We start from the raw sequence: 13315 nt of genomic DNA, 5'->3' as shown, positions 1-13315 counted from the left end.
TCATGACTAAGATCAGCAAGGCGGCCTGTATCGGCGGCGGCGTTATCGGTGGCGGATGGATCGCCCGTTTCCTGCTGGCCGGCATCGACGTCGATGTGTTCGACCCTCATCCGGAAGCAAGCCGCATCGTTGGCGAGGTGATCGCCAACGCCGAAAAAGCCTATGCCATGCTGACAGGCGCACCGCTGCCGCCGCGAGGCAGGCTGCGCTTCTGCCCGACGCTCGCTAAAGCCGTCACTGACGCCGACTGGATCCAGGAAAGCGTACCGGAAAGGCTCGACCTCAAGCGCCGCGTGCTGACCGAGATCGACGCCGCGGCCCGCCCGGAAGCGCTGATCGGCTCCTCTACGTCGGGGCTGCTGCCGACCGATCTGCAGCGCGACATGACGCATCCCGAACGCCTCTTCGTCGCCCACCCTTATAATCCCGTCTATCTGCTGCCGCTGGTCGAAATCGTCGGCGGGGCAAAGACCTCGCCGGCGACCATCCAGGCGGCGATGGAAAGACTGCCGCTGATCGGCATGAAGGGTGTCCACATTGCCAAGGAGATCGAAGCCTTCGTCGGCGACCGGCTGCTCGAAGCGCTCTGGCGCGAGGCCCTGTGGCTCATCCATGATGATATCTGCACCGTCGAGACGCTCGATGATGTCATCCGCTACTCCTTCGGCCTGCGCTGGGCGCAGATGGGCCTGTTCCAGACCTACCGCATCGCCGGCGGCGAGGCCGGGATGCGTCATTTCCTCGCCCAGTTCGGCCCCTGCCTTGCCTGGCCCTGGACCAAACTCACCGATGTCGTCGATCTCGACGACGCCCTGATCGAAAAGATCGGCAGACAGTCCGACGAGCAGGCGGACGGCCTGTCGATCCGTGCGCTCGAACGCATCCGCGACGAAAACCTCGTCGGCATCCTGCAGGCGCTGAAGGGCGGCGACGGCGGCAAGGGTTGGGGCGCCGGCAAGCTGCTGAAGGATTTCGAGCAATCGCTCTGGGCAGCGGGCGGCGGCGCGACGAAGTCGTTCGACCCGTCGAAGCCGCTGAGGCTCGTCGAGACGAAGGTCAGCCCGGCTTGGGTCGACTATAACGGCCATATGACCGAGCACCGCTACCTGCAGATTTTCGGCGATACATCAGATGCTTTGCTGCGCTTGATCGGCGTCGATCTCGCCTATGTCGAGGCGGGGCAGAGCTACTATACGGTGGAAAGCCACATCCGCCATCTCGGCGAGGCGAAGCTCGGCCAGGCGATCCACTCGACCTGCCGGATCCTGTCGGTCGACGAAAAGCGGCTGCATCTCTTCCATACCCTCTCCGACACGGCGACGGGCGAGCCCCTCGCAACCGCCGAGCACATGCTGCTGCATGTCGACAGCAAGGTCGGCAAGGCCGCGTCGGCGCCGGCCGCGGTGCTCGACAAGGTCAAGGCGATCGCCAGCGCCCAAGCGGCGTTGGCGCTGCCCGAAGGCGCCGGCCGCTACGTCGGCCAGAAACGGTAGGAGACAGGGCATGGATTTCGGTCTCAGCCAGGAACAGGAAATGATCGTCGAGACGGTTCGCGCCTTTGTCGAAACCGAGATCTATCCGCATGAGAACGAGGTCGAGCGGACCGGCATCGTCCCGCCGGAGCTTGGCCGCGAAATCCAGCGCAAATGCATCGATCTCGGCTTCTATGCCTGCAATTTCCCCGAGGAGATCGGCGGTGCCGGGCTCGACCATGTCACCTTCACGCTGGTCGAACGGGAGCTCGGGCGCGGTTCGCTCGGGCTGACGGTTTTCTTCGGTCGGCCCTCCGGCATCCTGATGGCCTGCGAGGGTGAGCAGCGCGAGCGTTACCTCCTGCCGGCGGTGCGCGGCGACAAGATCGACGCGCTCGCCATCACCGAACCGGATGCCGGTTCGGACATGCGCGGCATGAAATGCGCCGCCCGCCGCGATGGCGGAGACTTCGTGCTGAACGGCACGAAGCACTTCATCTCGCATGCCGATGTCGCCGATTTCGTCATCGTCTTTGCCGCGACGGGTGAGGAGGAAACGCCGAAGGGCATCAAGAAGAAGATCACCGCCTTCCTCGTCGATCGTGGCACGCCGGGCTTCGAGATCCGCAAGGGCTACGATTCCGTTTCGCATCGCGGTTACCATAACTCGACGCTCAGCTTCGAAGATTGCCGCATACCGGAAGCCCAGGTGCTGGGCGAGGTGCATCGCGGTTTCGATATCGCCAATCAATGGCTTTACGGCACGCGGTTGACGGTGGCCGCCACCTGCGTCGGCCGGGCGCGGCGCGTCTTCGAGATGGCCCTGCCCTACGCCGCCGAGCGCAAGCAGTTCGGCAAGCCGATCGGCGCCAATCAGGGCGTCTCGTTCAAGCTTGCCGACATGATCACCGAGATCGACGCGGCCGAGTGGTTGACGCTTTCAGCCGCCTGGCGGCTCGATGCCGGCCTTCCGGCAGACCGGCAGATCGCTTCTGCCAAGCTCTATGCCTCCGAAATGCTCGCCCGCGTGACGGATGAGGCGATCCAGATCTTCGGCGGCATGGGCCTGATGGACGACCTGCCGCTCGCCCGCTTCTGGCGCGATGCCCGCGTCGAGCGCATCTGGGACGGCACCTCCGAAATTCAGCGTCATATCATCAGCCGCGACCTGCTTCGGCCTTTGGGAGCTTGAGCCGATGACATCCAGCCCGCTCGACCGCCTGCTCAGACCGCAAACGATCGCCGTCTTCGGCGGCCGCGAGGCGCGCAGGGTGATCGAGCAGTGCGACCGCATGGGCTTTTCAGGCAAGATCTGGCCCGTCCATCCCAAACTCGACGAGGTGCTCGGGCGGCTGTGTTATCGCTCGGTCGCCGATCTGCCTTCCGCTCCGGACGCCGCCTTCGTCGGCGTCAACAGGACGCTCACCGTAGATATCGTGCGTAGCCTTTCTGCGGCCGGCGCCGGCGGCGCGGTCTGTTATGCATCAGGCTTCAGCGAGGCGACGGCGGAACTTGCCGATGGCGCCGACCTGCAGCAGGCGCTGCTTTCGGCGGCCGGCAACATGCCGATCCTTGGGCCCAACTGCTACGGACTGATCAACGGTCTCGACGGCGCGCTGCTCTGGCCCGACCAGCACGGCATGAAGCGCATCGAATGCGGCGTGGCGATCCTTACGCAGTCTTCCAATATCGCCATCAACCTGACCATGCAGACCCGTGGACTGCCGATCGCCTATATGGTCACGGCCGGCAACCAGGCGCAGACAACGCTTGCCGACGTCGCCTGCGCCTTGATCGAGGATCCGCGTGTCACGGCGGTCGGCCTTCATGTCGAAGGTTTCGGCGATCTCTCCGGCCTCGAACGCCTTGCTGCCATTGCCCGCCGGTCCAAGAAGCCGGTCGTCGTGCTGAAGGTCGGCCGATCCGAGCAGGCAAAACAGGCGGCAGTGTCGCACACCGCTTCGCTTGCCGGCAGTGATGCCGTGGCGGATGCCGTGCTTGCCCGCCTCGGCATCGGCCGTGTCCAGAGCCTGCCGGCGCTGCTCGAAACCCTGAAGCTGCTGCATGTCGCCGGCCCTCTGCCAAGCCGGTCGATCTCGTCGATGAGCTGCTCGGGCGGCGAGGCTTCGCTGATCGCGGATGCCGCCGTCGGCCGCAATATCGAATTCCCTGCGCTGCACCCGCAACAATTGCCGCGTCTGCGGCGGGTGCTGGGCGAGATGGTGACGCTCTCCAATCCGCTCGACTACCACACCTTCGTGTGGGGTGATTTCGCCAGCCAGACCGAAGCCTTCAGCGCCATGTTCAAAGGCGGCTATGCCCTCAATCTGGTCGTCCTCGACTTCCCGCGGCGCGACCGCTGCGATGCGTCCGAATGGGCAATGACGGCAGATGCGGTCATCACTGCTGCCTCTGCGACAGGTGCGCTGGCCGGCCTTCTCGCGACGCTTCCGGAGAATATGCCCGAACCTGTCGCCGATCGGCTGATGGCCAATGGCATCGTCGCCTTCTCAGGCATCGACGAAACCATGGCTGCAGCTGAGGTCGCAGCCGGCATTGGCCAAGCTTGGCAAGCCCCGCCTCCCCTGCCGCTGCTCGACGTGCCGTCCATGGATGGTGAGATCGAGACGCTGACCGAAGCTGATGCGAAGGCGGAGCTTGCTGCCTGTGGCCTCCCCGTTCCCCGGGGGCTGCAGGCTTTTTCTCCCCATGAGGCCGTCGAGCAGGCCGAACGGCTCGGTTTCCCCGTCGTGTTGAAGGGTGTCGGCATCGCACACAAGACCGAAGCCGGCGCCGTCGCGCTCAACCTCCGGGATAGCCAGGCGGTCTCGACCGCCGCGGCGGCAATGCCGCCGAATGCCGGTTACCTGGTCGAGAAGATGATTGATCCGCCGGTCGCCGAGCTCATCGTCGGCGCCATTCGCGATCCCGCCTTCGGTTTGTCGCTCACCTTGGGAGCGGGCGGAATCTTTGTCGAATTGCTCGAGGATTCCGTCATCCTGCCGCTTCCGACGACGAAAACCGAGATTCATGCGGCGATTTTGCGCCTCAAACTGGCAAAATTGATCTATGGCTATCGCGGACGGCCGAAAGGCGATCTCGACGCCGCGGTGGCCGCTATCGCAGCAGCGGCAGATTATGTCGTAAAGAACGTGGCACGCCTGGAGGAACTGGACATTAATCCATTGATGGTTCTTCCCGAAGGGCGCGGTGTTGCTGCAGTCGATGCCCTCATACGGCGTAGGAGGTAGCATAGGTTGAGCGAATGCATTCGCACACGACATGACGGCGGGGTGCTCGAAGTCGTCATCGACCGGCCGAAGGCGAACGCCATCGACCTTGCGACCAGCCGTGCCTTGGGATTGATCTTCCAGAATTTTCGCGACGATCCGGAATTGCGCGTCGCCATCGTGACGGGTGGGGGCGAAAAGTTCTTTTGCGCTGGATGGGACCTCAAGGCGGCAGCATCCGGTGATGCGGTCGACGGTGACTACGGTGTCGGTGGCTTCGGCGGGCTGCAGGAGCTGCGCGACCTCAACAAGCCGGTTATTGCAGCGGTCAACGGCATCTGTTGCGGCGGCGGATTGGAGCTCGCCCTTTCGGCCGACCTGATCGTCGCCGCCGAACATGCGAGTTTCGCCCTGCCGGAAATCCGCTCGGGCACGGTTGCCGATGCGGCGTCGATCAAGCTGCCGAAGCGCATCCCCTATCACATCGCCATGGACATGCTTTTGACGGGACGCTGGCTCGACGTTCACGAGGCGCATCGCTGGGGTTTCGTCAACGAGGTCCTGCCGGCCGGCCGGCTGATGGAGAGAGCTTGGGAGCTTGCTCGCCTGCTCGCAAGCGGGCCGCCGCTCGTCTATGCGGCCATCAAGGAAATCGTGCGCGAAGCGGAGGGTTCGACGTTCCAGACTGCCATGAACAAGATCACCAAGCGGCAGTTTGCGACCGTCGACAGGCTCTATTCGAGCGAAGACCAATTGGAAGGCGCACGGGCCTTCGCCGAGAAGCGAAGCCCTATCTGGAAAGGACAATAACGAGGCGGCAGCAACCGCAATGTTTCCCGCATGATGCGGGCACCGGAGGTGGAGAGGAAACCGCCTGCGATCCTGCCCGGAAGTTCTGTCAACGCACCACAAAGAAGGAACTGGGGAATGAACGACTATAGCAAATATCTCGCAGGCCGCGTCACCGCGGGCGGGCTCAGCCGCCGCGAATTCATGGGACGCGCCATGGCGGCGGGCATCACACTTGCCGTCGCCGACAAGCTCTTCACCGAAAGTGCCGAAGCCGCCGAACCGAAACGCGGCGGCCACCTGAAGCTCGGCCTCGAAGGAGGTGCAGCCACCGATTCCAAGGATCCGGCGAAGTTCCTGTCACAGGTCATGTTCTGCATCGGCCGCTGCTGGGGCGACATGCTGGTCGAGTCCGATCCGCTGACGGGTGCCGCCGTGCCCTCGCTTGCCGAATCCTGGGAGCCATCGAAAGACGCTGTCACCTGGACCTTCAAGATCCGCAAGGGCGTCAAGTTCCACGATGGCAAGGAACTGACGATTGACGACGTTGTTGCGACGCTGAAGCGCCACACCGATGCTAAGTCGGAATCCGGTGCGCTGGGTGTTCTCGGCTCGATCAAGGAGATCAAGGCTGACGGCGGCAATCTGGTGCTGACGCTCAGCGAAGGCAATGCCGACATGCCGTTGCTGTTGTCGGACTACCATCTGGTCATCCAGCCGAACGGCGGCGTCGATGATCCGCTGGCCTCGATCGGCACCGGCCCCTACAAGATGACGAGTTTCGAGCCCGGCGTCCGTGCCACCTTCGAAAGGAACAAGGACGACTGGCGCACCGACCGGGGCTATGTCGATTCGATCGAAATCATCGGCATGAACGATGCGACCGCCCGCATCGCAGCGCTGTCGTCCGGCCAGGTGCACTACATCAACCGCGTCGACCCGAAGACCGTCAACTTGCTGAAGCGCGCCCCGAACGTCGAGATCCTCTCGACTGCCGGCCGCGGCCATTACGTCTTCATCATGCATTGCGACAAGGCGCCGTTCGACAACAACGACCTGCGGCTGGCCCTCAAATACGCCATGGACCGCGAGACCATGGTGCAGAAGATCCTCGGCGGTTACGGCAAGGTCGGCAACGACTTCCCGATCAACAGCACCTATGCGCTGTTCCCGGAGGGCATCGAGCAGCGCGTCTACGATCCCGACAAGGCCGCCTTCCACTATAAGAAGTCGGGCCATAGCGGCTCGGTCCTTCTGCGCACCTCAGAAGTCGCCTTCCCCGGCGGTGTCGATGCAGCCGTCCTCTATCAGGAAAGCTGCAAGAAGGCCGGCATCGAGATCGAAGTCAAGCGCGAACCGGGCGACGGCTACTGGACCAACGTCTGGAACGTCCAGCCCTTCTCGACCTCCTATTGGGGTGGCCGGCCGACACAGGACCAGATGTATTCCACCGCCTATCTCTCGACGGCGGACTGGAACGACACCAAGTTCAAGCGTCCTGACTTCGACAAGCTGCTGTTGCAGGCCCGATCCGAACTTGATGAAGCCAAGCGCAAGGATTTGTATCGCGCCATGGCGATGATGGTGCGCGACGAGGGCGGTGTGATCCTGCCGATGTTCAACGACTTCGTGAACGCCTCCACCAAGCAGGTGAAGGGTTATGTCCACGATATCGGCAACGACATGTCGAACGGCTACGTCGCGACGCGCGTCTGGCTGGACGCCTGATGGCAAGGGGGCGCTTGCCCCTCCGATCTCCAACGAAGCCGGGACCGTGGGACGAAACCCCGCGGTCCTCCCGACGTTTTAGCGCGAGGTCCTCGCCATGACCAATCCTGCCCCAAGCATCTTGCCCGGCCTCGGGTTCCGGCAGCGTTTTCCGCTGCTTGCCCTTATCCTCGAGCGCTTCGTGCTCAGCCTGGTCCTGCTTTTTGCCGTCTCCATCCTGATCTTCGGTGGTCTGGAAGCCCTGCCCGGCGATTTTGCCACAACCTATCTCGGTCAGTCGGCGACACCGCAGGCCGTTGCCAATATTCGACAGGATCTCGGGCTGAACCGGCCGGTCACGACGCGCTATGTCGAGTGGCTCGGCAATGCCGTCCAGGGTGACTTCGGCACTTCCTGGGCCAGCAAGAATTCAGTGAGTGAACAGATCGGCAAACGTCTCGGCAATTCGCTCTTCCTGGCGGGTTTCGCAGCGGTGATATCAGTGCCGCTCGCCGTCGGCCTCGGCATGCTGTCGGTGCATTTCCGCAACCGCCTGCCGGATAAGATCATCAACATTATCTCGCTCGCGGCTATCTCACTGCCGGAGTTCTTCATCGGCTACTTGCTGATCCTGTTCTTCGCGGTGAAGCTCGGCATGGCGACCTTTCCAGCGACCGTCTACGACAGCATGGGTCTCGTCGAGCGATTGAAGGCGATCGCGCTGCCGACGGCGACGCTGGTGCTCGTCGTGCTTGCGCACATGATGCGCATGACGCGGGCGGCGATCCTCTCCGTCATGTCGTCGGCCTATATGGAAACCGCCGAACTGAAGGGCCTCAGCGCCTTCCGCGCGATCGTCAAGCATGCCGCCCCCAACGCGCTCGCGCCGATCATCAATGTCATCGCGCTGAACCTTGCCTATCTCGTGGTCGGGGTCGTCGTTGTCGAAGTGGTCTTCGTCTATCCCGGCATGGGGCAATATATGGTCGATGCGGTCACCGTGCGCGACATGCCTGTGGTACAGGCCTGCGGCCTGATTTTCGCGGCTGTCTACATTTTCCTCAATATGACGGCCGATATCCTCGCGATTATCGCCAATCCCCGGCTGAGGCATCCGCGATGAGATTGAGAGACATTCCCATCACCGCCTGGATCGGCATGGCCGGCATCGCCATCGCCTTCATCTTTGCGATCTTCGCCCCCTGGCTCGCTCCCTATGGCGAGACGCAGGTTGTCGGCGACGTCTGGCAGCTGCCGGATAATCAATACATCTTCGGCCTCGACAATCTCGGCCGCGACATCCTCTCGCGCCTGATCTATGGCGCGCGTACGACGCTGCTGGTCTCGTCCGCCGCCACCGTCATCTCCTTCTCGCTCGGCATCATCCTGAGCTTCACCGCTGCCGTCTCGCGCGGCATCATCGACACGGTCTTTTCGCGTTTCAACGATCTGATGATGTCGATCCCGACGCTGATCTTCGCGCTGGTGGTTCTTGCGGTCCTGCCGCAGAATATCGTCGTCCTGATCCTTGTCATGGCGATCCTCGATTCCACCCGCGTCTACCGTCTTGGCCGCGCCGTGGCGCTCGATGTCGCGGTGATGGAATTCGTCGAGGCGGCAACACTGCGCGGCGAAGGCAAGCTCTGGATCATCTTCCGCGAAATCCTGCCGAACACCCTGTCGCCGCTGCTGGCCGAATTCGGGCTGCGCTTCGCCTTCTCGATCCTGTTCCTCTCGACGCTTTCCTTCCTCGGCCTCGGCATTCAGCCGCCAGCGGCCGATTGGGGCGGCATGGTCAAGGACAACAAGGACGGCATCATCTTCGGTATATCGGCAGCACTGGTGCCGGGCACGGCGATTGCCGTGCTTGCCGTCTGCGTCAACCTCGTCGTCGACTGGCTCCTGAAACGCACATCCAGCCTCAAGGGAGGGCGCGGCGATGCCTGAGCTTCTTTCCGTTCGCAATCTGAAGATCGAAGCAACCAGCTATCCGCCGGGCGAACCGCCGAAGCGGGTGACGATCGTCGACGGCGTTTCTTTCGATTTGCAGAAGGGCAAGGTTCTCGGCCTGATCGGCGAATCGGGCGCCGGCAAGTCGACGATCGGCCTTTCGGCGCTTGCCTATGGCCGAGGCGGCGCCGAAATCACCGGCGGCGAGGTGCGGCTCGACGGCGCCGATATCCTGGTGCTTGGCAAGAACGGCATCCGGAAAATCCGCGGCGCCCGGGTCTGCTACGTCGCGCAATCGGCGGCGGCCGCCTTCAATCCGGCGCACAGACTCGGCGATCAGGTGATCGAAGCTTCGGTTAAACATGGTTTGATGAGCAAGGACGAGGCGCGCAAGCGTGCGCTTTATCTGTTCGGTGTTCTCGGCCTGCCCAATCCCGAAACCTTCGGTGAGCGCTTTCCCCACCAGGTCTCCGGCGGCCAGTTGCAGCGGGCGATGACGGCGATGGCGCTCTGCTCCAATCCCGAACTGATCGTCTTTGACGAGCCGACGACAGCGCTTGACGTCACCACGCAGATCGACGTGCTGGCGGCGATCAAGCATGCCATCGAGGAAACGCACACCGCCGCCCTCTATATCACCCATGATCTCGCCGTCGTCGCCCAGATTTCGGACGACATCATGGTCCTGCGTTATGGCAAGCAAGTCGAATACGGCAGCGTCCAGCAGATCATCGAGGCACCGCGGGAGGACTATACGCGCGCCCTCGTTAATGTCAGGCAGGCCTACCGCGAGGAAGCCGCCGACCAGTCTGCAGCACTTCTCAAAGTGGAGAATGTCAGCGCCGAATATTCCAACGGCTTCAAGGTGCTGCACGATGTCTCGCTGCACGTGCCGAAGGGGCAGACGCTCGCCGTCGTCGGCGAATCCGGTTCAGGCAAATCGACCCTGGCGCGCGTCATCACCGGCCTGTTGCCGCCGAGCAACGGACGCATTGTCTTTGATGGAAAGCCGCTGTTGCCTGGCCTCAAAAGCCGGCCGAATGACGACTTGAGGCGCATCCAGCTGATCTACCAGATGGCCGATACGGCGATGAACCCGCGGCAGACGGTCCGCGACATCATCGGCCGCCCGCTGACCTTCTATTATGGTCTGAGAGGTGCCGAGAAAACCGCGCGGGTAAAGGAACTGCTCGACCAGATCGAAATGGGCAACGGTTTCGTCGATCGTTATCCGGCCGAACTGTCCGGCGGCCAGAAGCAGCGCGTGGCGATCGCGAGAGCCCTTGCCGCCAAGCCCGAACTTATCCTCTGCGACGAGCCGACCTCGGCCCTCGATCCGCTGGTTGCCGAAGGCATTCTGAAACTGCTGCTGAAGCTGCAGGAAGAGGAACATCTCTCCTACGTGTTCATCACCCATGACATCGCTATCGTGCGCGCCATTGCCGACAGCGTCGCGGTGATGCATCGCGGCAAGCTCGTCCGCTTCGGTCCCAAATCCCAAGCGCTATCGCCGCCCTTCGACGACTACACCGACCTGTTGCTGAAATCCGTACCGGAGATGGAGATCGGCTGGCTGGAGCGGGTGCTAACGACGCGGAAGATGGCAAGCGCCGGGAATTGAAGGCTCGAAATCTTCCGGCACTCATCCGGATGGCTTCGTTGAAAATCGGTGTCTTCAATACTCTGCCGGCACCGCATACACTTCCGCGGATGGATCTGCGAGGAACGAGCGCACCGTCGGTGGCAGCTGGCGTGAAGACAGCGGCAGCGGTCCGCAACGCGACAGAAGCTCGCGCAGGTTGGGCTCGGCGCCGACATGCCGCCAGATCATCCGCGACGCATACGGGAGATTTTCCCGTCGCCACGAAACTCCCATTGTCGTCCCGCGCAGATAGACGCGCTGGTACTCATCGAATGGCAGGAGGATCGTCTGTGAAAGTATCGGATTCGGGCCGACGACTCGCTCCGTAATGAAGATCCGGTTTCGATAGAAGGCCGCAAGGCCGACATATTTCGAAAATTGCTGGATGCCGTTTCCAGCGTCCCGCAGACGCTCCATTGATTTGACATGCACAAGCCCACCCTTCTCCACAAAGCGGCTGCACGAACACACAACCATTCCCGGCCAGGACGGGGAGCGATGATAGGTCTGGAAATAGCCGATATGGCGCCGGAGCGCGGTCAGATCGCCTGGGAACGCCTTTAATAGTTCGGAACTTTGATTGAGGTCTAGAGTCGGTTTGCGAAGCCGCTCGCGAAAGAGGCTGGGAACGAGACCAAAGTCGGCTGCGTCGAGATCGAAATACTTGGCTATGCGAGCGAGATTATGGGCAGACGGCCTCGTCTGGCCGTTGATGTATCGATTGAATTGCTGCCGATTGATATCGATCGCGCGGCAAAGATGCGAAATGGAACGCTGCGTGGCACAGGCGATCTTGAGGTTCTCGACTAGGTGAGGCATCGGCGGTTCCGTCTTAATGATAGTAGCGTAAACTCGCTCAAAAATGCGTCAAGTCGCGAAATTGCGTGAAGCAGCCTGATCTCTACGTTCCCTTCTAAGAACGTTGAAAAGGGAACTGAAATGACACGTGAAAAGGATCAATCTTCGCCTTTGAGTATCGGCCGTCGTCACTTCGTTGGCGGTGCCGTCGCGCTGGGTGCTTTGCCAGTCCTCACCTCCCGACTCTTGATGCCGCGCGATGCCCGCGCGCAGGAAGCGAAGCGCGGGGGTCATCTGAAACTCGGTCTCAAGGGCGGCGCCACCAGTGATGCGCTCGACCCCGCGACCTATAGCGCCTCCGTGTTGTTCGTGATTGGCCGTCTCTGGGGCGACACACTTGTCGAATCCGACCCTAAGACCGGTACGCCCTTGCCGTCGCTGGCGACTTCCTGGACGCCATCGGCGGACGCATCCGTCTGGACTTTCAAAATTAGGAACGACGTGCAGTTTCACGACGGCAGCAAGATGACCGTCGCGGACATCGTCGCGACACTGAAGCGACACGCGGACAAGAATTCGCAGTCGGGCGCTCTGGGGCTCATGGCCTCGATCACCGGTATCGAAGAAAAAGCGGGCGACCTTGTCCTCACACTTTCGGAAGGCAATGCGGACCTGCCTTTGCTTTTGACCGACTATCACCTGATCATCCAACCGAAGGGCGGCCTCGACAAGCCTGCGGCGGCCATCGGTACAGGTCCTTACATTCTGAAAAGCTTCGAACCGGGCGTTCACGCAACCTTCGAGAAAAACCCGAAGGATTGGCGCTCCGACCGCGGCTTTGTCGACAGTGTCGAGATCCTCGTCATCAACGACAACACCGCCCGCGTTGCCGCACTTGCCTCCGGCCAAGTCCATTTCGTCAACAATGTCGACCCCAAGACAGTCCCGATGCTGCAGCGAGCACCGACCGTCGAAATCCTCCGGAATGCAGGCAAGGGCTTCTATTGTTTCCTGATGCATTGCGACACGGCTCCCTTCGACAACACCGATCTTCGGCTTGCGCTGAAATATGCCATTGATCGTCAGGCGATCCTCGACAAGGTTCTGGGCGGCTACGGAGTCATCGGCAACGACTATCCGGTCAATTCCAACTACGCTCTCGCCCCGACCGATATCGAGCAGCGCCCTTATGATCCAGACAAGGCCGCCTTCCACTTCAAGAAAGCGGGCCTCGACCGCTCCATTCAGCTGCTCACGTCAGACGCAGCCTTTCCTGGCGCTGTGGATGCGGCGATCCTGTTCCAGCAAAGCGCGCGCAAGGCCGGCATCACGATCGACGTCAAGCGCGAACCGGAAGACGGCTACTGGACCAATGTCTGGAACAAGCAGCCCTTCTGCGCCTCGTTCTGGGGCGGTCGTCCGACCCAGGATTCGCGCTATTCCACCTCTTACTTGTCGACCGCAGAATGGAACGACACGCGTTTCAAGCGCCCTGACTTCGACAAATTGGTTCTGCAAGCAAGGTCAGAACTCGATGAGGCCAAGCGCAAGGTGCTTTATCGGCAATTGGCCCTGATGGTGCGAGACGATGGCGGTCTGATCCTGCCCGTCTTCAACGATTACATCATGGCCTCTTCGAAAATGCTGAAGGGATATGTCGACGATATCGGCAACGATATGTCCAACGGCTACATCGGCAGCCGCGTGTGGCTTAATGCCTAAAGCTC

10 protein-coding genes are annotated in these 13315 nt (G+C 61.8%); 9 read left to right on the top strand and 1 reads right to left on the bottom strand.

Annotated features, from left to right (window positions below; all coding sequences use genetic code 11):
• Positions 1-2 precede the first annotated feature (2 nt).
• The 8 genes from OS035_RS20765 to OS035_RS20730 all read left to right on the top strand — a co-directional run bounded on the left by OS035_RS20765 (position 3) and on the right by OS035_RS20730 (position 10769).
• The gene (locus tag OS035_RS20765; protein WP_097626187.1) at positions 3-1493 is read left to right on the top strand and encodes a carnitine 3-dehydrogenase; all 1491 of its coding nucleotides are present in this window, start codon (positions 3-5) and stop codon (positions 1491-1493) included.
• Positions 1494-1503: 10 nt separating this feature from the next.
• The gene (locus OS035_RS20760; RefSeq protein ID WP_097626186.1) at positions 1504-2664 is read left to right on the top strand and encodes an acyl-CoA dehydrogenase family protein; all 1161 of its coding nucleotides are present in this window, start codon (positions 1504-1506) and stop codon (positions 2662-2664) included.
• A 4-nt stretch (positions 2665-2668) separates the two neighbouring features.
• Entirely contained in the window at positions 2669-4723 is a 2055-nt protein-coding gene (locus OS035_RS20755) for an acetate--CoA ligase family protein (RefSeq protein ID WP_183780110.1), read from the top strand.
• A gap of 6 nt (positions 4724-4729) precedes the next feature.
• Positions 4730-5512, top strand: coding sequence for a carnitinyl-CoA dehydratase (locus OS035_RS20750; RefSeq protein WP_131711202.1), 783 nt, complete (start codon positions 4730-4732; stop codon positions 5510-5512).
• Between the two features lie 117 nt (positions 5513-5629).
• Entirely contained in the window at positions 5630-7219 is a 1590-nt protein-coding gene (locus OS035_RS20745; RefSeq protein WP_131711201.1) for an ABC transporter substrate-binding protein, read from the top strand.
• 97 nt (positions 7220-7316) lie between these two features.
• Positions 7317-8321: an ABC transporter permease gene (locus OS035_RS20740; protein ID WP_097626182.1), complete on the top strand. Its 1005-nt coding sequence runs from the start codon at positions 7317-7319 to the stop codon at positions 8319-8321.
• On the top strand, positions 8318-9145 hold the full coding sequence (locus OS035_RS20735; protein ID WP_097626181.1) for an ABC transporter permease: 828 nt from the start codon (positions 8318-8320) through the stop codon (positions 9143-9145). Before OS035_RS20740 ends, OS035_RS20735 begins: the two co-directional genes overlap by 4 nt.
• A complete protein-coding gene (locus OS035_RS20730; RefSeq protein ID WP_183780107.1) occupies positions 9138-10769 on the top strand; it encodes an ABC transporter ATP-binding protein in 1632 nt (543 codons plus the stop codon). The genes OS035_RS20735 and OS035_RS20730 overlap by 8 nt, the downstream gene beginning before the upstream one ends.
• A 54-nt stretch (positions 10770-10823) precedes the next feature.
• Here the strand turns inward: OS035_RS20730 and OS035_RS20725 are convergent, their stop codons facing one another.
• Entirely contained in the window at positions 10824-11609 is a 786-nt protein-coding gene (locus OS035_RS20725) for a helix-turn-helix domain-containing protein (RefSeq protein ID WP_131711199.1), read from the bottom strand.
• Positions 11610-11729: 120 nt separating this feature from the next.
• Here OS035_RS20725 and OS035_RS20720 point away from each other — a divergent pair, with 120 nt between their 5' ends.
• Positions 11730-13310: an ABC transporter substrate-binding protein gene (locus OS035_RS20720; RefSeq protein WP_131711198.1), complete on the top strand. Its 1581-nt coding sequence runs from the start codon at positions 11730-11732 to the stop codon at positions 13308-13310.
• The last annotated feature ends 5 nt before the right edge of the window (positions 13311-13315 follow it).

Source organism: Rhizobium sp. 268, assembly GCF_036571585.1.
In the GTDB taxonomy this organism is placed as follows: Bacteria; Pseudomonadota; Alphaproteobacteria; order Rhizobiales; family Rhizobiaceae; genus Rhizobium; species Rhizobium redzepovicii.
The sequence above is the reverse complement of the archived record's forward strand: the minus strand, read 5'-3'. Positions and strand labels throughout refer to the sequence as shown.